This window comes from Enterococcus pseudoavium NBRC 100491 (genome assembly GCF_001544295.1).
Taxonomy (GTDB): Bacteria; Bacillota; Bacilli; order Lactobacillales; family Enterococcaceae; genus Enterococcus_A; species Enterococcus_A pseudoavium.
Window position 1 is genome coordinate 124,659 of sequence record NZ_BCQF01000002.1, and the last position, 25,218, is coordinate 149,876.

Sequence of the window (25,218 nt, forward strand, 5' to 3'; positions counted from 1 at the left end):
CCAATTTCAGAACGGATATTACCAACAATTTCCCACTAAAATTGACAACTCACTCTTCTATTTTAACCTAGCAAGCGCCTAATGATAAGTCTAAACTACCACTGAAAGCAAAAAAGATTGTGTCTATCTGCAAAAATTGACACAATCTTTTTCATTATTTAGTTAAATTACTAAAGAAATCTTTGACTTGCTGCCATAGATTGGCAAAGAATCCTTGGTTATCTTCTAAGGTGCCTTTAAGGGAATCTCCAAATTTACCTAATTGATCAGATACTTTATTGACTGTTCCTTTAAAATCATCACTGATTTTATCTAGTTGTTGAATCGATTCTTTGTCCAAGACACCATCCGTTGTTTGGTACTGCTGGGCCAAAGAGACTAATTTATTAATGTCATCTTTTGTAACATATTGGGATAAATTATTTTTTTCTAAGGCATCATTGACGATTTTTTCGACATCTTCTTTAGTTGCCAACTCACCTTGTCGCTCTTTTAAATCCGCCAAGTCTTTTTTGATGTCAACTAAAGTTTGGTTTAATTGAGCCTTATAGGCTTCGTCCGCTTTTTCTTTTTCGCTGTCAGATAAATTTTGGTTCTGACTTTGTTCGTTAGCTTTATTAACGACGGATTGTGAAATATCAGATGTCGTATCTAATTCCGTTTGAGCCAATTGTGCCCGTTCGGGATCGACTGTTTCACCATTTGATTCAAAGGCTTTATAAACTCCGGTTAGAGCACTTTCGCCAGTTACTTTTACGACACTCGCAACTTTGACAGTTGCATCAGTGATCCCCGCTGTTACTAATGGATTTTTATATTGATCTGCTGTGATTTGGGTAATATTTTGTGGCGTCAGAATTTTGACATTGATCCCCTTCCCTTGATCTTCCCGGTTCACAACGACTGAACTCAACATAACGCTATCGTCTCCACTGCCATAACCTAGATATTTGACTAAATCAGCACCTGTCGCTTGTTCCATTTTGACGCTATCTTGATTAATTCCTAATTCACTCATCGTTTCATCTAATTGTTGCTGATTCAAACCGGCGCCAGCGACAAAGGTCGGTTTCCCCCAGCGTTCATTGATTGCTTCGTCATTGGAATCAGCATAGGCCTTTGTTTGGCTGACTAAACCGGCCCCTAATGATAGTCCTAGTCCTGCTAACAAAATATATTTATGAAGTTTCATAAGTTCCCTCCTACTTCTTGATACCTTCATTTTAGCTGATTTAGCCGTATTTGCTGCATTAAAGCCCTTCTCTTTAAAAAATTATTTACGAAACTAAGAATCTCTTAACTATTTTTTCAGACTTAAGACGGAAGCTAGTCCCCTCCTTTTATGCTTCAGGCCCTCCATTAAAAAAAACTTCTCAGCAAGAGCTGCTGAGAAGTTTTTTGGCTGCTATTGTTCTTTCGTCGTGAAATGAATCTTATCTTGCGCATCGCGTTCTAAATAAGTCGTTTCCTTTAAATAGCTAAACTGCAATTCTTTGATGCTAGGATCCTCCAACATTTGTTCGTAGCCTTCAAAGATTGCTCGAATATATTGTTTGTACACTCGTTTTTTTCGTTGTCGTTTGTTCATAAGACACCGTCCTTCTTGGATATCTTACCAAGCATCTGCTATTCAGACAAGTATTTTATTGATAGGTTTGTTGCAAATAACTCAACAAATCTTTAGAAAGATCCGTAGCAGAAGTTCCTTCCGGCTTATTTTCTAAAAATTCAACAACAGAGTAATTCTGTTTCTCGACATCAAAGGCATACAAGAAACTGTTTTCTTGTCCTTTTTCATCTTGTTTTTGTTTGATTTCCGCCGTGCCGGTCTTAGCGGCTAACGGAATATTTAAGGCTGCCAAATTATGAGCTGTGCCGTTTTCATCCGTAACAACCGCCTGCATATCACTGGTGATTCGTTCAGCGGAGCTGGCTTTAATGACCGTTTTTTTATCTTTAGTCGCTTGGTCAGCTAATAATTTAGGATAGACTAAAGTCCCTTTATTAGGAAAAACCGAATAAGTCGTGATTTGTTGGATTGGGTTCAACAGCAATTGGCCTTGTCCGTAACCAGTATCCGCTAATAAAATTTCTGAGTCAAAGCTGCCTTTGTTTGAAATCTGAGCTTGGTCCATGGCAATCGGCAAATCTAATGTTTTCCCGAAAATAAATTTGTTCAGACCAGCCCTAAAAGTTTTTTCGCCCATTTTTAAAGTTTCTTGCGCCATATAAATATTGTCAGAGTAAACTAATGCTGTTTTCAAATTGACCGGACTGACATCGGCTACCCGCGTAACTTGATAAGAACCCCATGAACTATCCTTTTGCCACTTCAACCCATTGATGGTTAACGCTTCGTCAGGATCTAGTGTACCTGCATCTAAGCCAATCGCCGCCGTCACGGTTTTAAAGGTGGAGCCTGGTGCGTAGCCGGTCGCAAAGCGACTCATGAAAGGTTGATTTTCATCATTACTGTAGGCATCATAGTCAGCTTGGCTGATGCCGTTGGTCATTTTATTCGGATCAAAACTTGGCGAGCTAGCGGCTACTAGTAAATCTCCAGTCTTTGGTGCCATCACCACACTAGAACCGGCATGATCTTTCAAGCCATTATAGGCAATCTGCTGCGCCCGACTGTCGATGGTCAGTTTGATATTTTCACCATCTTTTTTCGTGACTTGCTGTAAGATTTTTTTCTCAGTTCCTTGACTGTCAGTGATTACTAACGATCCGCCATCTTTTCCCCGCAACTGCTTGTCTAAAGCCATTTCTAAGCCACTGCGGCCAATCAAACTGTCGCTGGCCAAATCTGCATTTTTCTTCAGATCTTCAGCAGTCACTTTACCAACATAGCCAATTAACTGGGCTGCTGCTTCTTTTAAAGGATACGTACGACCAGTGACTGCCTTCACTTCTAAGCCGTCTGGAATCTCTGTCGGTGCTTCTGCTGTCGTTTTTAAGGGAACAAAAAAATCATCTTGGACCCAAGCTTGTCCTAAAGCATTCTCCACATCTTTTGCTGTAAGGCCTAAGCTGTTAGCAATTGCCGCAACTTTGTCTGTTCTCTCTGTGCCTGTTCCAAGATTTTTAGGGACCACGCCTAGTTGCTGAAGGGTGCCGTTTGTTGCTAAGCCTTGTCCGTTGCGATCTAAAAGCTCGCCACGAGTCGCCGGATCGATTGAGTATGCCACTTTATCTTTACCGGTCATACCAGGAAAAATCAAATTAGGTGCCCAATTGATTGCTTTACCATCAGCAGAAAGCGTTCCTGTATATTTTTGATTTTTAAGCTGACCAAAACCGGTATTCAATGACAACTGATAGGAAAAATGATTTTTGCCATCTTTTTGCTCGATCTTCAGCTCTTTCATTTTGATGTTGGAAGCGCCGATTCCTGTGAAAACTGATTGATACTTTTCTGCAACCTGTTCTTTTGAAAAACCGCTGGATTTAAGTGAACTAGCGGATAAATGTTTTGTTGTAGCAGTATACTTACCTTTTTGTAAACTTTTTACAAAGGCTTCAACCGTTGCTGCTCCTTGCTGTTTAAGCTGGTTTGCTTGATAGGAACGAATACCGAAAAATCCGGCGATTACTAAAATAATAACGCCGATAATAAGGATCGGCAGTTTACTCAATTGTTGATTATTACGTGTATTTCTTTTCATGACGAGATCCTCCCTAGCTTCTTTTCTCCTCTTTCTTTATACTGTAAAAAAGGATGTGTAAAAAATATGAATCATTGCTATCTATTTATTGGACCAAGCGGTTCTGGAAAAACTAGCTTGGCTGAAAAAGCCTTTGCTCCTCAGCAAAAAGTAATCTCCTATACCACCCGTACTCCCCGTAAAGGAGAAGTTGATGGTCGTGATTACTATTTCATATCGAAAAAAAAGTTCAAACAAATGATCACAGCCGATCAATTTGCTGAATATGATGTTTATGACCAAAATTTTTATGGTATCGCCAAAGCGACTCTGGAAGCCGCACTATTAGTTGATGACTGTTACGATCCAATCACTACGACTGGCTTCATCAATCTCCAACGTATTTTTGGTGACCAGATGGTCCCGATCTGGATCAATATTTCCAAAGAAACACTAATCAAACGACTTGAAAAACGCTCCTCAGTGGAAGAGTTGGAACGGCGGTTAGCTATTTTTGCTGAAGACCAAAAGAATCTGGCGCGTTTAAAAAAATTTCCAAATCTGATTGAAATCGATGGGGAACAATCATTGGAAGCGATGTTAGAACAGTTACGGCACGCGTTGAATTAACTGAAAGGCTTTCCGTTCACCGTGTTCAAAAGGGAAATAAACCATTCCGCGATAAGTAAACCCCAGTTCTTCGATCAGTTTGAGCATTGGTTGATTGGCTGGATAAGTATCAATTCGAATATCTCCGTAACCTAAATCCTGTGCTTGCTTGATAGCTTTTTTTAAAAGTATTTTGCCCAATCCGATGCCGCGATAGCTTTGACTAATTGCAACGTGGTGTAACGCAACATAAGGATCTGGATCTCTTCCTTGCCACTTTCCTTCGATTGCTTCGTAAACAGGATCCTTTTCAGTGATTAACGCAACGGTACCGACAATTTCATCTTTTAAAGTCAGCACATAGCTGGCTTTTTTTCGAATATCTGTCTGAATAACAGCCTTATGCGGCTCATGTCCATTTTGCCATTGAGGCGAACCTTGTTCTTTTAAATATTCTTTTGCCTCGTTAATGATTATTCCTATTGGGGCTACGTCTGCTTCGGTACTTCTGCGCAAAGCAAATTCTTGCTTTGGATTTCCTGTTTTATCTGGGCTACCCAATGTTTCTCCATCCTCTCCGCCAATGATCCCCGCGCTCTAAAAAAGCTCCAATTAATTCTAAGTGATGGGCTAACGACCACTTTTTAATGGTTCCTAAACCAGGGAATTTTCTAGTTTCTTGATATTGTAATAACTCGTGTAAGCCTAAAGTCAATAGTAATTGATCTTGATTGCGAGAATACCATTCACTTAATTTCTGCAAGGCTTCAAAGAATTTCTCACCTTGATTTTTGGCTGTTTCATTACTATCGGACACAAAATGCTTCACTCGCAAGTTAAGATAGGCATCAAAATAAGTGATATGAATCGTTATCGCTTTACTTGGTCCGCCTTTGTCAAAATAGCGACTGCCCTCAATCGTATAATCACTAAATCCTGTGATTTCCTCTGATAAATAAAGGTGTTCATCACTATAAAAATCATCCGCTTTTTCTGCATAATCTGCAACCTGTTTTTGTGGTTGAAAAGCTTCTCTGAGTAAAATTTTATTTGGCACTGCTAAAATTCTAAATCGACCTTGATCGGGGATTACGGCTAAATTGTGGTCCTTGATAGCCAATAATTCTTTTTTTCTCGGCGATTGTGCGTTAAAAACATAAAGCTCTCCTTGAAAAGGATTGTCTTTAGTGACAATCTCGGCTTTTTTTACACTAGATTCCAGCTCCAGAGACCAGGTGAACCGCTTTTCTTCAAATAATTTCGCACTGCCTACTTGTGGATTAGTGATTAAATAGCAAATCATAGTATTCTTATCAAAGAGCTCAATTGTTTTTTTTAGGGTGGCAGAATCACGGACTGGTTCAATGATCGGTCGGATTTTTTTCGACCAGCGCTGCTCTTTAATCAAACTATTTATTGCTAATAAATCAAATTGTTTCCCTCGTATATATGGATAATACATCGAATCACTCCAATGGTTCCGTCGGGCGACGACGTACCTGTCTTTGCTGACGTAGAAATTCATAATCTTGCTCCAAGGCTCGTAGTTCTTCTTCCAAACTTTCAATTCTAGCAGACTGGACATCTGTAATGAAGCGTTGATAATAGTTTTCTTCCTGTAAACTGTCCGTTTCAGCTAAGCGGCGGCGCAATTCTTTATACAGTTGATCAGTTGGGAAAAAGCTAGTGCCATATGACATTTTTTTTGCTTTTTGGACTTCTCGGAACAAGGAGGCCATGAATCGTTGAAGCAAAGCGTCCTCAGAAACTTGCAATTCTCTTTTCAGCGGTTTCTTTGCGATAAAAAAGGTGCCTTTAGCCGGAAGTTCCGTGACCGCTTCTGTATAAGGACGATAAATAAGGACACCGATTTCTTTAGGAATCTCATTTTGGACTTTTTCATATAATTCTTCAGTCAATACATAATAATTGTACTGGCCAATAAAGGAAAGCTTCGCCTTTGAGTAAAAGTCGGCTTTGGTGACTTTTAATTCATAGCAGCGCCACTCTCGGCTCGTTGGTTTAAAAAAGCAAGCCAGCGTATCAACGATTCCTTGTTCATCAGGCATCGTCACTTCTTCAACGACGATCGCCCCCAGTTCAAGGCAATAATAATACAAGGCCTTTTCTATTTCTTGTGTCAATGTTGTTTTCATAATCTCACCATGGGAACGTATTTTCGTAAACTTTAGCATATTCGCTATAAAAAAAACAGAGGTTGCCCTCTGTTTTAAACAAAATATGAAAGATCACTGGCTGGACTCGGATAAGCAAAAATATATTTTTCGACTTCTTCGTGAGACATTTTTTTAGTCAAGATAAGCAAGAGATAGTTGATGACCTCATCTGCTATCTGGCTCAAACAAGTGATTGCTACAATTCGTTCTTCTTCATCATAAACGAATTTAATTTTGGCCCCTTGGTCGTTGATTCGGCGATAAGTGTACCAGCCCGACAAATCAAGCGTCTTTGAATGATATTTCTCAGCCTGAGTCGCAATAGCTCGTTCACTTAAGCCGATTCGGGCGAGACGTTGATCGCCGAAAACGATCGTCGGAATCAAGGGGTAAATGATTTCCGCTCCTGGCGCTTGCATGGCTTGAACGACATAGTCTGCTTCAAAACTAGCCACTGGGGTAAGCTTTGGTTGACTTTTAGCTATGACGTCGCCGCACGCAAAGATATTGCTTTGAGTCGTTTGGAGCTGTTCATTGACCTGAATTCCTCTTTTATCGTAAGCCACACCGGCTTTCTCCAGATTCAATCCTTCAACATTCGGCACGCGTCCCGTAGCACCAATCACCAAGTCCGTGACTAATTCAAAATCTTTTCCAATAATACGGTACTCGGGATGCATTAACTCAATCCCTTTGGTCTCTATATTAAAATGAAACTGGATGCCTGACTCTTCCAGATGTTGAACTAAAGCCTCTACTAATTCCTGATCAAATTCTTTTAATGGCCGATCATTATGATGAATAATATGAACCTCTGAACCAGCGGCGTTAGCAATCACGGCCAATTCAAAGGCAATATAGCCGGCTCCGATAAAAGTAATTTTTTTAGGTAGATGTTCTAGCGCGAGAAAGTCTGTGCTACTTTGCAATAAGTCTTGTCCGTCGATTTGCAACACCGCTGGACGCTGACCAGTCGCAATCAAAAATTGCTCTGCAGTTAGTATTTGATCATCCACAATTATTTGATGAGCATCAATAAAACTTGCTTGTCCTTGATAACGGTCTATCTCTGCCCCATCTAGCCCAGCTTTTGTCTTTTGAGGAACAAAATCAGTGTAGTTGCGTTTAAAAGCCATCAGATCTTCCCAAATGATCTTAGGTGTTTTTTCAAAGCCTTTTCCCACTAGTGTTTCAATTCGTTTCTGTGCCTCCACGCCACTCATCAGCAGTTTTTTTGGATCGCACCCACGGTTGGGACAAGTTCCTCCCCATAAATCGGATTCGATCACCGCAACTTTTTTGCCTTGAGCTTTCAGACCATAGGCAGCGGAATTGCCTGCTGGCCCACTACCGATTACGATTGCGTCATAGTTTATCACTCTTACTCCTCCTGACTTAAATAACGAAAGACGTCTCCACGGCTGATCCAACCAAGCGTCTTATCACCTTTTTTGAGTTCAAAAGCTTCTTGCTCAGCCAGTAGATCAAAAACTTCACTTAAACGAGCATCGACCGCCAAACTGTGGAGCGTCTCAGCGGGGCAATTTTTTTGATAATAGCCCCCGTTGTATAACACCTCTAAGGTCTGGGTATAGACTTCGTCAGTCGTTTCATCGAAGAATTCTTCAACAAATTGATTGGCCGGATGTTTTTGGATCTCTTCTGGCGTATCGCATTGAATCAACTTGCCTTCGTGCATCACGGCGATCCGGCTGCCTAACTTCATGGCTTCTTTCATATTATGAGTCACAAAGATTATCGTATTACCTAACTTTTGATGCAGTTTTAAAACAAGATCTTGCAAGCTAGTACGTGAAATGGGATCCAACGCACTAAATGGCTCATCCATCAAAACAATATCCGGCTCTGAGGCGAGAGCACGAATAATCCCGATCCGTTGCTGCTGACCACCAGACAATTCACTAGGCATTCGATCTCTAAACTGCTTGGGTTCCATATCGACTTCCCGCAATAATTCATCGACTCGTTGACCGCGGCGTTCTTTGTCCCAACCCAACATATCGGGGATGACTTCAATATTTTCCTTGACACTCATCGTTGGAAATAAGGCAATCTGTTGTAAAACATAGCCGATTTGCCAACGTAATTTCTGAATATTGTAATCTTTGATTCTTTTTTCTTTAAAGTAAAGATTACCATCCGTCGGTTCAATCAGTCCGTTGATCATTTTTAAAGAAGTCGTCTTACCACTGCCGGAAGGACCGACAAGAACAAATATTTCGCCTTTTTGTACTGAAAAGTTGAGATCCTTTAAGACGAGGTTTCCTTCAAATTCTTTACTGACATCTTTAAATTCAATAATGGGTTCCATCTATTTTCCCTCCTTAATGATTTTTTCTTTCACCAAGAAGTCATGGGCCACTTTTTTCGGCTGTTGTTTCTTGACGTTCACCAGATAGTTCATCTCAATCATTTGATCTTCTGTGATTTTTCCAGCCAAACGATTCAAAGCTTTAACAACTTTTGGATGGTTATCCGCAAATTCCTTCTTCATTAAGGGAGCACCTTGATACGGCGGGAAAAGATGTTGATCATCTGCTAAAGTCACTAAATCATACTGTTTAATCTCACTATCGGTTGAGTAAGCATCGATCACATCAACGTCGCCATTATTGATTGCTTGATAACGCAGTGCCGGTTCCATACTTTGAACCGAGCTCAAATTCACGCCGTATTTTTCTTGAATTCCACGATAACCGTCCTGCCGATCGATAAATTCTAAGGTGAAACCGGCTTTTAATTGAGCTTGTTGGCCTTGCAGCTGAGAAATTTTAGTGATTCCCCGTTTTTCAGCTTCGCTTTTCTTCATAGCTAATGCATAAGTATTTTCATAAGCCAGCGGTTTTAATAAACGCATTTCAAATTGAGCACTTAATAATTTATTCGCCTCTTGATAGGTTTTTTTAGCGGATAAATCATCGGGGGTGTTTTCAGGAACTTTAACCAAACTTTCTAAGACTGTTCCGGTAAATTCAGGATAAATATCAATTTGATCACTCTTTATCGCACTAAATAAAAAACTTGTTTTACCGAAATTCGGTTTCAATTCTACCTTGATGGATGGGTCTTCTTCTTTAATGACTGCTTGATACATATTGATCAAAATATCGGGTTCAGAGCCTAATTTCCCCGCGATGGTCACAGTCTCCTGCTCCATCGGATTATTTTGAACAAAGAAGATACCGCCAATACTTAACCCGATCACACCTAAAACAATTAATGTGGTTTTCCCACTGCGATTTTGCAGGAAACGGATCAACGTACTAAAAATGATCGCCAGCAGCGCTGAGCTGATCGCACCAATCAGGGTCAAACTAGGATCATTGCGGTCGATCCCCAACAAGATAAAGGTCCCTAATCCGCCAGCACCGATTAAAGCGGCCAGCGTTGCCGTTCCGATAATTAAGACTGCCGCTGTTCGGACCCCAGAGATAATCACTGGCATGGCCATTGGCAGCTCGACCCGTACTAATTTTCGGATCCTTGACATCCCGAATGCATCCGCCGCCTCCTCAATTGAAGGATCAATCTCTGAGAGACCGATATAAGTATTTTGAAAAATCGGTAATAAAGCATAAACGACTAATGCAATCAAGGCCGGCACAGTGCCGATCCCAACAAAGGGAATCAAGAGCCCCAGCAAAGCAAGAGAGGGAATCGTCTGTAAAATACTGGTGATTTGTAAAACAACTTCTGCTAATTTTTTTCGTTGACTTAGAAGAATCGCCAAGGGAATCGCAATCACGACTGCAATCAATAAAGCACTTAAAGAAATGACTAAGTGTTCAAGGATTGCCGTTAGCAAATCAGCCTTCCGTTCATTGAAGGTGTGGATTAATTCATTCATAAACTGTCCTTTCAAAAATATGACCTGTTCTCATTATAACTTAATCAAAAAATGAGACAAAAGGATTGGCTTGTTTGAAAAAGTAGTATAATAATCAAAAATACTGAAAAAGGATGCTATTAGTCATGGAAACAAAAGATCATTTAAAACAAATCCAATTAACAAAAAATGGTAAAAGCTACTCTTATTTACATTCCCATCATTATAATTGGTTCAAAGCGATTGACTTAAATTTACTGAACAGTGATGGCTTCACCAATTATTTTATTCGAATCAAGCAAAACGAACCGACTATTTTTGCCGATTTGCAAACAAAGGTTTTACAGGCGACAATCACAGCCTTTCAACAAGAGTTGTCAGAAGCCGATAGTTTTGTTTTAATGACTGCGGCCTGGGCCAACGGTTTTGTGCCTGAAAATGCCACCGCTGCACTCCAAGATTTCGATCGCTATTTGACCAATTACACGATCCAAAAAGATCCGCTGCTAGGTTTAAACCAAATGAACGCTGATTTTAACCAGGTTTTAGTTCAACATTTCCCTAAAGTTCGGCGGCAAGATCTCCGCTTACTCTATCGCTTGCTTGTACTGAAAGATGCCTCAGCAGAGAAAATTGCTGAAGAATTAGCGCCTTTAAATGAGCCTACTCAAGCGCGGACAAAAATAATGTTGGAACTTTTTAAAACACTATAAATAGTAAAAAAGAGGCGGTGTGACAAAAAGTGTCACACCGCCTTTTTTCCAATAAACCGTATTCTAAAAATAGCTTCTTCGGAAATAAGCCGAAATCCCCTTCTTATTTCTTGAAGCTGATTACTTTTGTCGCAACCTCTTTTTCATGATAATCGTTGAATTTCTCGTTCGATTAATTTAAGGGACAGTTTTAAAGCTTTGACTCTTTCCTTTGACAAAGTAATTTGCGCTTTTAAATTCCGTCCCGCTTTTTGTTTTTCTTCAAGCGAAAATAGTGCCTGTTCAATCTTATGCAAAGTTGAGCCCAGAGATTTTTGAGCCGCTTGATAATCAGTTAATGTATATTCATCTTTTTTTTTCCTCCTTTTGAAACTCAAAAAAATCTCCCCTTTTCGAGGGGAGATACGAGTTCTGATTAAATTAACGAATTCCTAGAGCAATCCGCGCATAACGACTCATTTTATCCGTTGTCCAAGCTGGATACCAGACTAGTTTTACTTCAACATTCGTTACTTCAGGAATCTCAGCTAAGGCTGATTGGATGTTATCAGTTAGAATATCAGCCAACGGACAACCCATCGTTGTCAGAGTCATTTTGATTACCGTATTTCCAGTTTGCTCAAAATCTACTTCATAAATCAAACCAAGATTTACAATATCAATTCCCAGTTCAGGGTCAATGACTGACTCTAAAGCGGTCAAAATAGTTTCTTTAATCTCTGCTACTTCTGCATCGGTCCATTTTGGTGCTTTTTCTTCCACTTGTTCCACTCCCTTTCGAGTTTCAAGAGTATTTTACTCCATCTATCAGATTTTGTAAATGAGAATAACGGGTCGTTCATTCTCATTTAACAATTGTTATTTACTTGTTTGCGACTTTTTTAATAAATTTTGTTCATCCTGTGTTAAAAAGCTGCCAACAACGGAATCTGTGGCGACAATATTCGTGAATGAATTAGGATCAACATCTGCGACTACTTGCTTCAAGGTATATAATTCGTAACGGGTTAACACGATCATAATAACTTCTCGCTCACTCGCACTAAAACCGCCGCGCGCAGGAATAACTGTTAAACCGCGAAGCAATTCATTACTTAAAGCGGCACACATCTCGGTACTTTTGCCAGTGCTGATAAACGCAGTCATCTTTTGATGGCTCGTGTGGACATAATCGACCACGGTGCTCATCGTAAAGATCGTGATGATCGTATACAAGGCACTTTCCCAATTGAAGAAGAAGCCGGCAACTACAACGATCACACCATTTAAAAGCATCATATAATTTCCAACCGTACGACCGGTTGTTTTCGATAATAATAGAGAAACAATATCTAAACCGCCAGTGGTAAAACCAAGTTTTAGTGATAAACCAGCCCCGATACCTAATAAGACACCACCGGTAATCGCATTCATCAATACATTATCCGTCACTTGACCGACAGGAACGACTGTCGTGAAAACGGACATCGAGATCACATTAGCAAAACTTAAAATCATTGCTGAGTGTCCTAATTTAATAAAACCTAAAATAAACACGGGGACATTAAGCAGGAAGATCAAAATCCCAGTATCAATTGACAGCCCCGCGTTTGACAATAAATGCTCAGCGATTTGGGCAATCCCCGTCATCCCCGCAGAAAAGACATTAGCTGGGATCAAAAAATAATTCAATCCAACTGCACCTGTCAAACCTGTAAATAGAATAACTAATATTTTTTTGGCTAAATCCTTTGATGTATAATTGATAACCTTCCGCATCTACTACTCCCCCTTTAATTCAAACCTATAATAGAGTAACAGGTTCATTGATTATTAATCAATCGTTTTCAATCACTTATTGGAGAATAATTATAGCTTTCTTAGCATTTTTTGATAAACTAGAAGAAAAGGTTTAAAATGTTGTTTTTTTTATCAGTTTGACCTTTTATTTTGTTCATTAAATCGAACCATAAGGAGGATATCGATGGCAAAAGATGCAAGCTTTGACATTGTTTCAGAGTTAAATAAAGAAGAAGTCAAGAATGGGATTCAAATCGCTTTAAAGGAACTTAAAAATCGTTTTGATTTTAAGGGCAGTCTTTTCGAAATCAAACTAGAAGGAAATCAATTAGTCATCAAGGCTGAAGATGATTATAAAGTCGAACAAGTTAAGGATGTATTGTTTAGTAAATTGATCAAACGCGGCGTCCCCTTAAAGAATATCCAATTTTCTGACTCTGAACATGCGCTAGGCGGCAATGCCCGGCAAGCAGCCGAGTTAGTCAACGGAATCGATAAAGAAAGTGCAAAAAAAATCACGACTGCGATCAAAAACAGCAAACTAAAAGTCAAAGCACAGATTCAAGAAGATCAGCTCCGCGTTACTGGTAAGAACCGTGACGACTTGCAAAAAGTTATTACGCTAGTAAAAGACTTAGAGTTACCGATTGATGTACAATTTACAAATTATCGTTAAAAAAGCAGCCGACAAAAAAATGTCGGCTGCTTTTTATAACGGACCTAACTAAATCAGGCTTGATTATTGAAAGTAATAGTGGGTTAATCTACAAATATCTTATATGCGATATTTTTATTTTTTGCCCAAGTGAGTAGTTCCACTCTAGTCCATCGCCTCATGAAGCTGCCAAAAAGTTTGAGCCGCTTGAGACACCGCGTTTGGCCCGAAGAGAACTTGTCGATCCGCCCAGTTGACAGGTAATAAATTTTGATAATGGGGATTCAAATAACGCTGATCGAGCAATAGGATAATTCCCTGATCCTCCATCGTCCGGATCACTCGACCTGCCGCTTGAATGACCTTATTCATTCCTGGTAATTGATAAGCATAGCTGAACCCCTGCTTTTGTTTCTCATCATAATAGTCTTTAATCAGTTCTTGTTCGTGATTGACTTGCGGCAACCCCACCCCTACAACAACGGTACCGATTAAACGCTCACCAACTAAATCAATTCCTTCCGAGAAAATCCCTCCCAGTACACAAAAACCAATTAACGTTTTTTCTGGCTGCGGAACAAAGGCCGCTAAAAATTCTTCTCTTTCCTGTTCATTTAATTTTGAACCTTGGATTTGGATTTCATATTCTGGATATACATCATGGAAATAATCAGCGACTTGATCCAAATACTGAAAAGAGGGAAAGAATACTAAATAGTTCCCCGTTTTAGTTTTCACTAATCCTTCAATTGAAGCCGCAATTTTAGGAATACTTTGCGTCCTTTGCTGGTAGGTCGTTTGAATACTCGCGTCCACCATCACTAAGCGATTTTCATTGGGAAAAGGGCTTGGCAAACGATAGGTCAGACTTTCCTCACCCCCACCTAAAACTTCCTGATAGTATTCTAAGGGAGAGAAACTAGCAGAAAATAAAATACTGCTACCAACCTTTTCCATCGTTTGTTCCAAAAACCACGAAGGGTCAATACAGTACTCCTTAACAATCAAATCATAGCGTTTATGCTCCACCGTTGTTTGATAATGATCATCATAAAACTCACTCATCCGGGTAAAACGCAAAATCTCAAAATAAACCGGCAGCATTTTTTGCTGCAATGGATGATCTGGATTTTCAGCTAACCATTCTTTGATTTGTTCTTGTAATTTGAAAAGACTGTTGATCAAATTTTCTGGGGCTGCTGCTTGGTGATGGTAAGCTTTTCCATCCAATGCCTGCTGAATCAATTCAAATTCATTATCCGTACGCCGGAATGCTTTAGTTAATTTTTTAAAGGACTTATCTAAGTCTTTCTCAATCTGAACAAGGTTTTCTCTAGCAATGCTGGCTGAGTACATTTCCTTTGAACGATTGACCAAGTTATGGGCCTCGTCAACCAAAACCAAATTGGTTTTATTCTCTTCCTCAAAGAAACGTCGTAAATAGACTGTCGGATCAAATAAATAATTGTAATCGCCCACTACCAAATCACAAAAGCGGCTGACATCTAAGGATAACTCAAAAGGACAAAGTTCGTGTTTCTTAGCATATTCTTCAATCACTGGCCGCGTGTACTGATCCGCATTATTTAGCAAGTCCCATAAGCCCTCGTTGACTCGATCGTAATAGCCTTTAGCAAACGGGCAATGTTCCGGTGTACAGTTACGTTCTGTTAGAAAACAGATTTTATCTTTCGCTGTCAACGTCACACTTTTGATTCGTGCCTCTTTTTTTGTGAGTTTAGTCACGGTTTCTTCCGCCACTTGCCGCGTAATTGTTTTAGCCGTCAAATAAAAAATCCGTTCCCCCAGTTCCTCCCCCATCGCCTTAAACGCCGGAAAGAGGGTTGACATCGTCTTCCCTGTGCCGGTGGGAGCTTCAACAAATAATTTCTGCTGGGCATGGATCGTTTTATAGACTGCTGCCGCTAACTCTCTTTGACCCGCACGATAGGTATCAAAAGGAAAAGCGAGAGCTTTGAGAGACTCATTCCGGGTGTTTCGCCATTGAGTTTGAAAAATCAGCCAAGCCTCATAGCCTTCAATTAGATCCTTGAAAAAAATGGTCAGCTCTTCAAAAGTAAAACTTCGAACTTGGCGCGTAATCTTTTCTTCAATTGTTTGAAAATAAGTCAGACGGGTGCTGATCTCTGCTAAGCTCTCTTGTTCGCTATAGATATAAGCGTAAACCATGGCTTGATAAAAATAGAGATCAATAATCCCTGCTTCTAATTCTTCAAAGGGGGTTTCGGAAGTTTTGATTTCATCAATATATACGCGCTCGTCTTCCAAGTAAATCCCATCCGCTCGACCTTCGATCTGAATAGCTGTGTCAGCAATTTCCAGGGATTTTTTCAACCAGACTTCTTTTTGATAGTTCGGACCGGCTTCTTTTTGCAGTTGGCGATGAATCCGAGCGCCTTCTTGAGGTGTATGATTACTATTCTTTCCTTCATCAATGCTTCCGCGTCGTAGAATAAATTCAACTAGCTCGCGAATTGCGACTTTTTTAACCACCAATGGATCACCTCATTCTTTGTTTCATGCTCATACATTCTAACTTATTTTGCTGTTTCACCATAGAAGATTTTCCCCAACTCGTCAAGTCTATTCATCCTCCTCTTTTTCCAGCAGTCGTTGAATGAAATTACGGAAAACTTCCGTTGCGATCCCCATCTTTTCGTAGTTTTCAAAGATTGAATGAAGTTCCATCACTAGAAATGAGACATAAAAAGCATACAACAAAATACTTCCTGCTTGTAATGGTATCAAGCTTGAGACCGGCAAAAAGAAAAGCAGTAATAAAATGCTAGCAATTTTTCGTAAAATTCCATTAATCCCGATCTTTGATGAAATCTGTTTGGTCAGCTTCGCCGCAATCACCCCCGTCAGTAGATCCAAGAGCATTGCAACCGAGATCAACGCTAAAACGAAAAGTAAGCGTGGTTCTTGTTCAATCATTTTTAGCCAATCAGTCATGTTTACTTCCTCCTTACTTACATCCTTTTTTTCGACGCACAAATTCTCATTATTGGTTTGTCGCCAAACCTTTCCTTTCTTTAATATCTATTAACGAAAATTTCAGCAAAAATGCGTAGTAGCTTCAGTGAAAACATTTAAGAAAGCCGCAATTTTTTTACTTTTAAGGTATAATGAGGAAGTGTTACAACCGATTTTTTTAAGCGAAAAACATTTTGCGAATTAATCAGCTTAAGGCTACCTACTTTTTGTTACTTCAGGAGGAAAATAATGATTCAAATCGAAGGCTTTGTTACTGGAATCGCGCAAGAAAATTGCTATTTGATTCATAATGAACACTATTTACTAATCGTTGATCCAGGATCAGAAGGCGATCGACTCATCAAAGAGATATCACGGATTGGAAAGACGCCACGGGCGATTCTTTTGACCCATACCCATTACGACCATATCGGTGCAGTAGAACAATTACGACATAAATACGGTGTGCCTGTTTATGTCAGTGCATTAGAACAAAGCTGGTTAGGCGATCCCATCTTAAATCTCTCGGGGTTAGGACGTCATGATGACATGCCTGATCTGATCGTTCAACCAGCAGAATTTGAATTCGAGATGAAAGAGTATACAATTGCTGATATGACTTTCCAAGTAGTTCCTACTCCAGGTCATTCCATCGGCAGTGTTAGCTTTATCTTTGATGATTTCGTTGTCGATGGTGATGCCTTATTTAAAGGCAGCATCGGCCGGACAGATCTTTACACTGGTGACCTACAACAATTACTTTACAGCATCAAAACATATCTTTTTACTTTGCCACGGGAATTGCCGGTATATCCCGGTCATGGCGAGGCAACGACGATTGGTCACGAGATCGATACAAATCCGTTCTTTAATTAATCTACTTTTTGGAGGTTTTAATTATGACAGAAACAAATCTTTATATTGTGCGCCATGGGAAAACGATGTTCAATACCTTGGCTCGTGTGCAAGGCTGGTGTGATACACCACTAACCAAAAGCGGACGCGATGGGATTCATTACGTTGGCCTGGGATTACAGGATACAAAGTTTGAAGAAGCTTACTCAAGTGATTCTGGTCGTGCCATCGAAACGATGCGCATTCTTTTAGGCGAACATCCTGAAGGCAAAGAAATTCCTTATCATGTCGACCCACGTATTCGTGAGTGGTGTTTTGGCTCACTAGAAGGCGCTTATGACGCGGAAATGTGGGGCGTCTTACCGCGTGTCTTGAATTTTAATACGGAAGACGATTTGTTTTCCACTGATGTTACCTTTGAAGAAATTGCCAATGCAGTAGAGGGGGCAGATACTGCTAATTGGGCAGAACCATATACTCAATTACGTGATCGTGTGTGGAATGGATTTGAAGATATCGCGCAAAATCGTGAAAAACAAGGCGGTGGAAATGTCCTAATCGTCTCTCATGGTTTAACGATAGCCTTCTTATTGAGCTTAATCGATCCCAAACAACCGGTGCGCGCCAACTTGCTAAATGGCAGTATCAATCGGCTTCGTTATGAAAACGGTGAATTCTCAATCCGGGCAATCAATGATATTAGTTACATGGAACGAGGAAAGACAATTTCTGATCAAACAAACGCATAAATTTGTAACCGTCGATAACTTTCGGCGGTTTTTTTTCTTAAAAAAAGCTTACTTATTTTTCAATGGTCTTTTCATTTAGGAAACGGTATACTATTTTATGTTATTAATTTGAAAGGACGTACAATATGCTTATTGCGAATATTTTTAAAGCTATTATTCTCGGAATTGTCGAAGGAATTACAGAGTGGCTACCGATTTCTTCTACTGGGCATTTGATTTTAGCTGATGAATTTATCAAATTGAACATGAGCCCTGCTTTTATTGAAATGTTTAATGTTGTGATTCAGCTAGGAGCGATTTTAGCCGTGGTGGTTTTATTTTTCAATAAATTGAACCCCTTCGCCCCTAGTAAAAACAATATAGAAAAAAAGGAGACTTGGACGCTTTGGTCAAAAGTCATCATCGCCTGTTTGCCGGCAGCCATCATCGGTATTCCAGCTGACGATTTTCTAGACGCTCATTTCCACAAGTTTTTACCTGTTGCGATTATGTTGATTGTTTACGGGATCGCCTTCATCGTGGTGGAAAAACAAAATAAACATAAAACACCAAAATGTACTAATTTAAATGATTTTACTTATCAAGCTGCTTTAATCGTCGGTGGCTTCCAACTGCTTTCATTAATTCCTGGAACTTCTCGCTCCGGTGCAACGATCTTAGGTGCCATTTTGATTGGAAGTTCCCGCTATGTCGCAACTGAATTTTCTTTCTTTCTAGGAATCCCCGTAATGTTTGGCGCTAGCGGATTGAAAATTGTTAAATTTTTAATGCATGGAAATACTTTTGGTGCTTCTGAAATTGTTGTTCTTTTAGTCGGAATGGTTACGGCCTTTGTCGTATCGATTATCGCCATTAAATTCTTACTAGATTACATCAAACGTAACGATTTCACTGTTTTTGGTTGGTATCGAATTGTCTTAGGGATCATTTTGATTGGCTATTGGCTAATAGCCATGTAAGATCTGCATTTATGCAGGTCTTTTTTATTGTTGATAATAATTATAAAGTAACCGCGAGACCCTCAGCCACTACTTTTTCCACAAAAAACCTCCTTCTATCAATCTATATAATATTGATAGTCATTCTCAATTCCAGTTGATAACCACTTTCATTCTCAATTAACTTATTTTATTATCAATTACATCAACAACTGTGATACTATGATAATGAAAGGACTACTATTTAGTGAGTGTTCAAATCCACCGCTCCTTTATTTTAGTCTAATTTAGGTAAATTAAGAAAGGAGGAAAAGTGATGAGTAAAAAAGAACGTGAAGCTTTTCTCTCTACCCTTTTCTGTTTAGTATTTTTAATTGTCGGAAGAATTTCAATGGCTCTCTCCCAACCGTTTTTCCCGCTCTTCTTCCTAATCGCAATCATTAGTGGTGGCTGGAAACAAACGTATGAAGGAATTAGCGAATTAATCCACGAGCGGACATTAAATGTGGATTTACTGATGGCTTTAGCAGCCATTGGTGCTTGTTTAATCGGTAACTGGTTCGAAGGTGCGATGCTGACCTTTATCTTTTGTCTAAGCGGGGCTTTGGAAGAATATGCTACGAATAAAAGCACGAAAGAAATTACGGCATTGATGAATGTCGCTCCCAACGAGGCAATAAAAATTAGTGCTGACCAACATGTAACTGTCCCCGTTGAAGAATTAGAATTAGGTGATTTGGTATTTGTGCCTAAAGGTAATGCTATACCGATCGATGGTCGGATGTTAGGGACTTCCTCTATTGATGAATCTGCTATTTCCGGCGAGGCCATCCCTGTTGAAAAAAAGATTAATGATGACGTATTCGGTGGGACGATCAATTTGGGTCAGCCTTTTACTTTAGAGGTAACCAAAGTTAGTACGGATACTCTATTTGCACAAATTTTACGATTAGTTGAAAATGCCCAAAATGAAAAAAGTGCAACGGCGACTTTTATTGAAAAAATTGAGAATGTTTATGTAAAAATAGTTTTGCTAGCGGTGCCTTTAATGATTATTTTCACTCATTTTTTATTGAACTGGAGTTTTACTGAGAGTTTTTATCGCGGCATGGTTTTATTAGTTGTTGCTTCTCCTTGTGCTTTAGTTGCCTCAGCCACTCCCGCAACCTTAGCTGCTATTTCCAACGGTGCAAAAAAAGGAATTCTGTTTAAGTCCGGAAAAACATTAGAGAAGCTAGCTGATCTGCAAGCAATCTCTTTTGATAAGACGGGTACATTAACACAAGGAAAACCTCGCGTAACGAATTATAAACCGCTTTCTGATGATCCTGTGGTTCCTCAACTATTTTATTCCATGGAACGCCACTCGACTCATCCACTGGCAGTAGCGATCACAAATTTTTTTAAAGAAGAAGAAAATTTACCACTGCAAGTGGAAGAAAAAGCTGGTTTTGGCTTAGAAGCAAACTATCACAACCAGACCTGGCATTTAGGAAAACCCAGGAAAAATCAACAACACCCGTTGATTGATCAATGGCGCGAAGAAGGAAAAACCGTTGTGGTTCTCAGTCGAAATAATGAGATCACTGCTTTATTAGCCTTAATGGACTTACCAAAAGCCCATACAAAAGAAGTCATCGGCTATTTTCAACAGCAGGAAATCGCTACTGTGATGCTGACTGGTGATAATTCAGGTGCCGCTCGATATGTCGCACAACAGCTCGACTTAGATGATTTTCATGGTGAATGCTTGCCGGCAGACAAGACTAACTTAATAAAGGCTCAGCAAGAAATGTATTCAGTCAACGCGATGGTTGGTGATGGCATCAATGATGCTCCTGCTCTAGCTACTGCCAGTATCGGGGTTGCTATGGGGGAAGGGACTGATGTAGCCATGGAAGTCTCTGATATGGTACTAATGAAAAATGATCTGACCAAATTAATGTACAGTCATCGCCTAGCTAAAAAAATGAAACGGATTATTCGTCAAAATATCGTCTTCTCATTGGCTGTGATTCTTTTATTGATTGCTAGTAATTTTTTACAATTTCTAACCTTACCTCTTGGGGTTGTCGGTCATGAAGGAAGTACCATTTTAGTCATTTTAAACGGCTTACGAATGCTTTTACCCTTAAAAGAGTTTGAGTTGAAAGAGACAAATTGCACCGCTTGTCCCCTTTACAAAGCCGTTCACTAAAAAATAGTGCTGCTTTTTAACAAAGTAAACTCTGTGTTTTTCCTTTATTTTCTGTTAAGGAAAAAAACTTGTCACGATTTTATTGCATTGAAAAGCTCCTTTATGTATAATAAGTAATGTTGAATTGTACGGTCATAACCGTATAAGACTGAATTCGGAGGTGAAATCCATGCCAAACATTGAATCTGCAATCAAACGTGTCCGCACTAGCGAAGCTGCTAACGCTAAAAACTCATCACAAATGAGCGCAATGCGTACTACTGTTAAGAAATTCGAAGAAGCTGCTGCCGCTGGCGCTGAAAATATGAACGACCTTTATAAAGAAGCTGCTAAAGCAATCGATATGGCTGAAACAAAAGGTTTGATTCACAAAAACAAAGCAAATCGTGATAAAGCACGTCTTGCTAAAAAATTAGCGAAATAATAAAAACCGATCAATTGATCGGTTTTTTTATTTTAGCCTAGCCCCCTGAAATTACTTTTTCAGGGGGCTAAACTTTTATCAATTATTTTTTTGCATTCATTAGTTCAACGTAACTGTTTGAACGTTCTTCCATGTCCTCAACGGTTTGATTCAACATTTCCTCTACTAGCGCATCATCGTCCTTAATGTTATGCAAAGCAGAAAAACGTGTTTGCCCTTCAAGGAACTGATTCATTTTACTAAAGTCCGCTTTTTTGAAATCGATTCGCATTGGATCTTTGCCTTTTTCAGCCCGCTGTGGATCAAAGCGATACAGTTGCCAGTAGCCTGATTCAACTGCTTCTTTCGCTTCCTCGATAGATTGACTCATACCACCACGAATACCGTGATTGATACAAGGTGTATAGCCAATTACTAAAGATGGTCCCGGGTAAGCTTCCGCTTCTTGAATAGCTTTCAAGGCTTGAGCAGGATTGGCTTCAATCGAAATTTGCGCTACATAAACATCCCGATAAGTCATGGCAATCATACCTAGATCCTTTTTCTTCGTCTTCTTTCCACCAGCCGCAAATTTGGCAATCGCCGCAGTTGGTGTCGCTTTAGACATCTGTCCGCCAGTGTTGGCATAGAGTTCATTGTCCATCACTAAAATGTTGACATCTTCACCAGAAGCCAGAACATGGTCGATCCCGCTAAAGCCGATATCGTAGGCCCAGCCATCACCACCGATAATCCATTGACTCGGTTTAGCAAACATTTCCCGATCGGCTAAGAGGGCTCGGAATTCATCAGCTGTTTCCGTAGCTAGCGTCGCGGCTAGTTTAGCGGCGCGTTGTTGACTGCCTTCTCCTTCGGTCATGTGGTTCAACCAGTCTTGTAATTGGGCTTTAGTGTCCTCCGAGCCAATTCCTTCTTCTAGCACAGAAATGATTTTTTTCGCAACACGTTCCCGTTTCATTTGGTTGGCAGTGTGCATACCCAAGCCATATTCAGCATTGTCTTCAAAGAGTGAGTTACTCCAAGCTGGACCCCGCCCATCTTGATTGAGGGTGTACGGCGTGGCTGGAGAAGAACCGCCCCAGATTGAAGAACAGCCCGTTGTATTAGCAATCATCATACGATCCCCAAAAAGCTGGGTTAAGAGTTTCACGTAAGGTGTTTCACCACAGCCGGCACAAGCACCTGAGAATTCTAACAATGGTTGTTCAAATTGTGAGCCCTTTACTGAGAATTTCTTCGCTGGATTAGCTTTTTGTTTCAAAGTCATCGCAAAAGCCCAGTTAATCGCTTGATCCTTTTGTTCTTCATAAGACCTCATCCCCAATGCTTTTTCTTTAGCTGGACAAGCTTCGACACACAAGCCGCAGCCAGTGCAGTCTTCCAGTGAAACCTGAATTCGATACTTGAGTCCGTCCTTGCCCCGCATATCTCGAGTGATAAACCCGGCTGGTGCTTCCTCAAGCTCTGCTTCATCCGCAAGAAATGGCCGAATAGCTGCATGCGGACAAACAAAGGCACACTCATTACACATCGTACACGCTTCTGGGATCCACTCAGGCACCTCTAAAGCAATTCCGCGCTTCTCATAAGCTGCGGTTCCAGAAGGCATTACACCTCCAAGCATACCGTTTTCAATCAAATCATTAACTGAAAGCTGGTTGCCTTTTTGGCGATTGATTGGTTCCAAAATATTACGAACATACGCTGGTTTATTGCGCTCATTTTCCATCGTTGCAGTTTTGACTTCAAGTGTTGCCCATTCTGCTGGTACTTCAATTTTTTGTAGCTCAGCAACAGTAGCATCGATCGCCTGCCAATTTCTTTCAACGATTGCCCGAGATTTTTTCCCGTAAGCAGCATCAACTTCAGCTTTTAGCAGCGGTAAATAAGTCTCGTGGTCCATGATATCAGTCAACTCGAAAAAAGCCGTTGACATGACTTGATTGATCCGCCCACCTAAACCAGTTTTTTGAGCAATCTCCATTGCATTAATAATATAAAAATTAATATGGTGTTCTGCTAAATAGCGTTTCAGGCGATTTGGCAATAACTGCTTAACTTTCGCTTCATCCCAAACGGTGTTCAATAAGAAGGTTCCGCCATCTTTCAAGCCCTTCAATAGATCATATTGATGAATATAAGAGCTGTTGTGACAACCAACAAAATCAGCTGCCTCTACATTATAAGTCGAAAGAATCGCTTCTTTCCCAAAACGTAGGTGGGAATTCGTTAGCCCACCCGATTTTTTTGAATCGTAAGAAAAGTAAGCTTGAGCATAATAATCAGTATTATTTCCGATTATCTTGATTGCTTGCTTATTTGCTCCAACTGTTCCATCTGAACCCAACCCCCAGAATTTTGCTTGGAAGGTTGTTTTAGGCGTCAAATCTAAGACTTTGCCCATTGGTAAGGAAAGATTTGTCACATCGTCATTGATCCCAACAGTAAAGCGCTGCTTCATATCAGCAACTGGTAATAATAAATGATCAAAAACAGCCACGATTTGATCTGGCGTCACATCTTTAGAAGCGATTCCGTAACGGCCGCCGATCACGATTGGACGGTTGGTATGACGATAAAGCACGCTTTGAACATCTAGTAATAATGGTTCACCGTCTGATCCAGGTTCTTTAGTCCGGTCCAAGACAGCGACTTTTTCAACGGTTGTCGGTAATTTTTCCAGCAAGTTTTCAGCTGGGAAAGGGCGGTATAGGTGCATATCAATAAAACCTACCTTACGCCCCTGCTGGTTTAAATAATCAACGGTTTGCTGAATCGTTGGGGATGCCGAACCCATCGCAATAATAACCTCAGTTGCCTCTGGATCACCGTAATAATTGGTTAAATCATAGTTGGTTCCCCGAAGCTCATTAATTTTATTCATGTATTTTTGGACGATGGCTGGCATTTCGTCATAATAACGATTGACCGTTTCTCTTTGTTGGAAATGAATATCTGGATTCTGGGCTGTCCCAGAAACATTCGGCCGATTAGGATTCATTCCTCGTTCCCTAAATTCAGCCAATGCTTCCCAATTCATCATCGCCTTTAAATCTTCATAATCAATCACTTCGATCTTTTGTAGCTCATGACTGGTTCTAAAGCCATCAAAGAAATTCATGAAAGGTAGTTTGCCTTCGATACTGGCTAAGTGGGCAACTGCTGACAGATCCATGACCTCTTGTACGCCGCCCTCAGCCAACATACAAAAACCGGTTTGACGGGCAGCCATGACATCACTGTGATCACCAAAGATACTTAATGCATTCGTAGATACCGCCCGCGCAGCTACGTGAAAAACGGTGGGTAGCAATTCACCCGCAATTTTGAACATATTAGGTATCATTAGCAATAGACCTTGTGAAGCTGTGTAGGTGGTTGTTAACACCCCGGTCTTCAATGAACCATGAACGGTTCCAGCAGCCCCTGCTTCTGATTGCATCTCCACTACTTTGACTTGCTCGTCAAAAATATTTTTTCGGCCTTGTTCCGCCCACTCGTCAACCACTTCTGCCATGGTTGAACTGGGGGTGATTGGATAGATGCCGGCAACTTCTGTGAACGCGTAGGATATATGCGCTGCTGCGGTATTTCCATCCATTGTTTTCATAGTTTTCATCATTTGCACCTC

The 25,218-nt window shown here is 40.2% G+C and carries 23 protein-coding genes; 8 read left to right on the plus strand and 15 right to left on the minus strand.

The annotated features are described in order from the left end of the window. Positions 1-154 precede the first annotated feature (154 nt). The 3 genes from EP1_RS01700 to pbp4 all read right to left on the minus strand — a co-directional run bounded on the left by EP1_RS01700 (position 155) and on the right by pbp4 (position 3,668). Positions 155-1,192: a DUF1002 domain-containing protein gene (locus tag EP1_RS01700; protein WP_083507468.1), complete on the minus strand. Its 1,038-nt coding sequence runs from the start codon at positions 1,190-1,192 to the stop codon at positions 155-157. 213 nt (positions 1,193-1,405) lie between these two features. Further along, positions 1,406-1,588, minus strand: coding sequence for a hypothetical protein (locus EP1_RS01705; RefSeq protein WP_067622390.1), 183 nt, complete (start codon positions 1,586-1,588; stop codon positions 1,406-1,408). 55 nt (positions 1,589-1,643) lie between these two features. After that, positions 1,644-3,668: a penicillin-binding protein PBP4(5) gene (gene pbp4, locus EP1_RS01710; RefSeq protein WP_067622393.1), complete on the minus strand. Its 2,025-nt coding sequence runs from the start codon at positions 3,666-3,668 to the stop codon at positions 1,644-1,646. Positions 3,669-3,734: 66 nt separating this feature from the next. On the opposite strand from pbp4, the gene EP1_RS01715 reads away from it, so the two are divergent. Then, entirely contained in the window at positions 3,735-4,277 is a 543-nt protein-coding gene (locus tag EP1_RS01715; RefSeq protein ID WP_067622396.1) for a guanylate kinase, read from the plus strand. Here EP1_RS01715 and EP1_RS01720 read toward each other — a convergent pair. The 6 genes from EP1_RS01720 to EP1_RS01745 form a co-directional block, all read right to left on the minus strand. Next, the gene (locus EP1_RS01720) at positions 4,257-4,817 is read right to left on the minus strand and encodes a GNAT family N-acetyltransferase (protein ID WP_245630573.1); all 561 of its coding nucleotides are present in this window, start codon (positions 4,815-4,817) and stop codon (positions 4,257-4,259) included. The two genes, EP1_RS01715 and EP1_RS01720, sit on opposite strands and share 21 nt — an antisense overlap. Continuing rightward, a complete protein-coding gene (locus EP1_RS01725; protein ID WP_067622399.1) occupies positions 4,810-5,718 on the minus strand; it encodes a sce7725 family protein in 909 nt (302 codons plus the stop codon). The genes EP1_RS01720 and EP1_RS01725 overlap by 8 nt, the downstream gene beginning before the upstream one ends. 4 nt (positions 5,719-5,722) lie before the next feature. After that, complete coding sequence (locus EP1_RS01730; RefSeq protein WP_067622402.1) at positions 5,723-6,412, minus strand: hypothetical protein; 690 nt, start codon at positions 6,410-6,412, stop codon at positions 5,723-5,725. Positions 6,413-6,486: 74 nt separating this feature from the next. Next, positions 6,487-7,812 carry a dihydrolipoyl dehydrogenase family protein gene (locus tag EP1_RS01735; RefSeq protein ID WP_067622405.1) on the minus strand — a complete coding sequence of 442 codons (1,326 nt, stop codon included), beginning with the start codon at positions 7,810-7,812 and terminating at the stop codon, positions 6,487-6,489. Between the two features lie 2 nt (positions 7,813-7,814). Further along, positions 7,815-8,765, minus strand: a complete 951-nt coding sequence (locus EP1_RS01740) for an ABC transporter ATP-binding protein (RefSeq protein WP_067622410.1) — start codon at positions 8,763-8,765, stop codon at positions 7,815-7,817. Beyond that, a complete protein-coding gene (locus tag EP1_RS01745; protein ID WP_067622414.1) occupies positions 8,766-10,301 on the minus strand; it encodes an ABC transporter permease/substrate-binding protein in 1,536 nt (511 codons plus the stop codon). 125 nt (positions 10,302-10,426) lie between these two features. Here EP1_RS01745 and EP1_RS01750 point away from each other — a divergent pair, with 125 nt between their 5' ends. Beyond that, positions 10,427-10,993, plus strand: coding sequence for a hypothetical protein (locus tag EP1_RS01750; RefSeq protein ID WP_067622417.1), 567 nt, complete (start codon positions 10,427-10,429; stop codon positions 10,991-10,993). 143 nt (positions 10,994-11,136) lie between these two features. Here EP1_RS01750 and EP1_RS01755 read toward each other — a convergent pair whose 3' ends face one another. The 3 genes from EP1_RS01755 to EP1_RS01765 all read right to left on the minus strand — a co-directional run bounded on the left by EP1_RS01755 (position 11,137) and on the right by EP1_RS01765 (position 12,751). Continuing rightward, positions 11,137-11,370, minus strand: a complete 234-nt coding sequence (locus tag EP1_RS01755; RefSeq protein WP_067622421.1) for a hypothetical protein — start codon at positions 11,368-11,370, stop codon at positions 11,137-11,139. A 43-nt stretch (positions 11,371-11,413) separates the two neighbouring features. Next, entirely contained in the window at positions 11,414-11,755 is a 342-nt protein-coding gene (locus tag EP1_RS01760) for a metal-sulfur cluster assembly factor (RefSeq protein ID WP_067622424.1), read from the minus strand. 96 nt (positions 11,756-11,851) lie between these two features. Further along, a complete protein-coding gene (locus EP1_RS01765; RefSeq protein WP_067622427.1) occupies positions 11,852-12,751 on the minus strand; it encodes a YitT family protein in 900 nt (299 codons plus the stop codon). 205 nt (positions 12,752-12,956) lie between these two features. Between EP1_RS01765 and EP1_RS01770 the strand changes: the two genes are divergently transcribed. Next, positions 12,957-13,448, plus strand: a complete 492-nt coding sequence (locus EP1_RS01770; protein ID WP_067622431.1) for a YajQ family cyclic di-GMP-binding protein — start codon at positions 12,957-12,959, stop codon at positions 13,446-13,448. A gap of 144 nt (positions 13,449-13,592) precedes the next feature. Here EP1_RS01770 and EP1_RS01775 read toward each other — a convergent pair whose 3' ends face one another. Both EP1_RS01775 and EP1_RS01780 read right to left on the minus strand, forming a co-directional pair. After that, on the minus strand, positions 13,593-15,944 hold the full coding sequence (locus tag EP1_RS01775) for a helicase C-terminal domain-containing protein (RefSeq protein WP_067622434.1): 2,352 nt from the start codon (positions 15,942-15,944) through the stop codon (positions 13,593-13,595). A gap of 87 nt (positions 15,945-16,031) precedes the next feature. Further along, positions 16,032-16,403, minus strand: coding sequence for a phage holin family protein (locus tag EP1_RS01780; protein WP_083507470.1), 372 nt, complete (start codon positions 16,401-16,403; stop codon positions 16,032-16,034). Between the two features lie 270 nt (positions 16,404-16,673). Here EP1_RS01780 and EP1_RS01785 point away from each other — a divergent pair, with 270 nt between their 5' ends. From EP1_RS01785 to rpsT, 5 genes are all read left to right on the plus strand, one after another. Then, positions 16,674-17,300 (plus strand): MBL fold metallo-hydrolase, encoded by a 627-nt coding sequence (locus EP1_RS01785; protein ID WP_067622438.1) that lies wholly within the window; start codon positions 16,674-16,676, stop codon positions 17,298-17,300. Between the two features lie 23 nt (positions 17,301-17,323). Further along, positions 17,324-18,028, plus strand: coding sequence for a histidine phosphatase family protein (locus EP1_RS01790; RefSeq protein WP_067622442.1), 705 nt, complete (start codon positions 17,324-17,326; stop codon positions 18,026-18,028). 125 nt (positions 18,029-18,153) lie between these two features. Beyond that, positions 18,154-18,987, plus strand: a complete 834-nt coding sequence (locus tag EP1_RS01795; protein WP_067622447.1) for an undecaprenyl-diphosphate phosphatase — start codon at positions 18,154-18,156, stop codon at positions 18,985-18,987. Between the two features lie 295 nt (positions 18,988-19,282). Next, on the plus strand, positions 19,283-21,163 hold the full coding sequence (locus tag EP1_RS01800; protein ID WP_067622450.1) for a heavy metal translocating P-type ATPase: 1,881 nt from the start codon (positions 19,283-19,285) through the stop codon (positions 21,161-21,163). A 169-nt stretch (positions 21,164-21,332) separates the two neighbouring features. Continuing rightward, entirely contained in the window at positions 21,333-21,587 is a 255-nt protein-coding gene (gene rpsT / locus EP1_RS01805) for a 30S ribosomal protein S20 (RefSeq protein WP_067622454.1), read from the plus strand. 82 nt (positions 21,588-21,669) lie between these two features. Here the strand turns inward: rpsT and nifJ are convergent, their stop codons facing one another. After that, positions 21,670-25,209 (minus strand): pyruvate:ferredoxin (flavodoxin) oxidoreductase, encoded by a 3,540-nt coding sequence (gene nifJ / locus EP1_RS01810; protein ID WP_174519729.1) that lies wholly within the window; start codon positions 25,207-25,209, stop codon positions 21,670-21,672. Positions 25,210-25,218 lie beyond the last annotated feature (9 nt).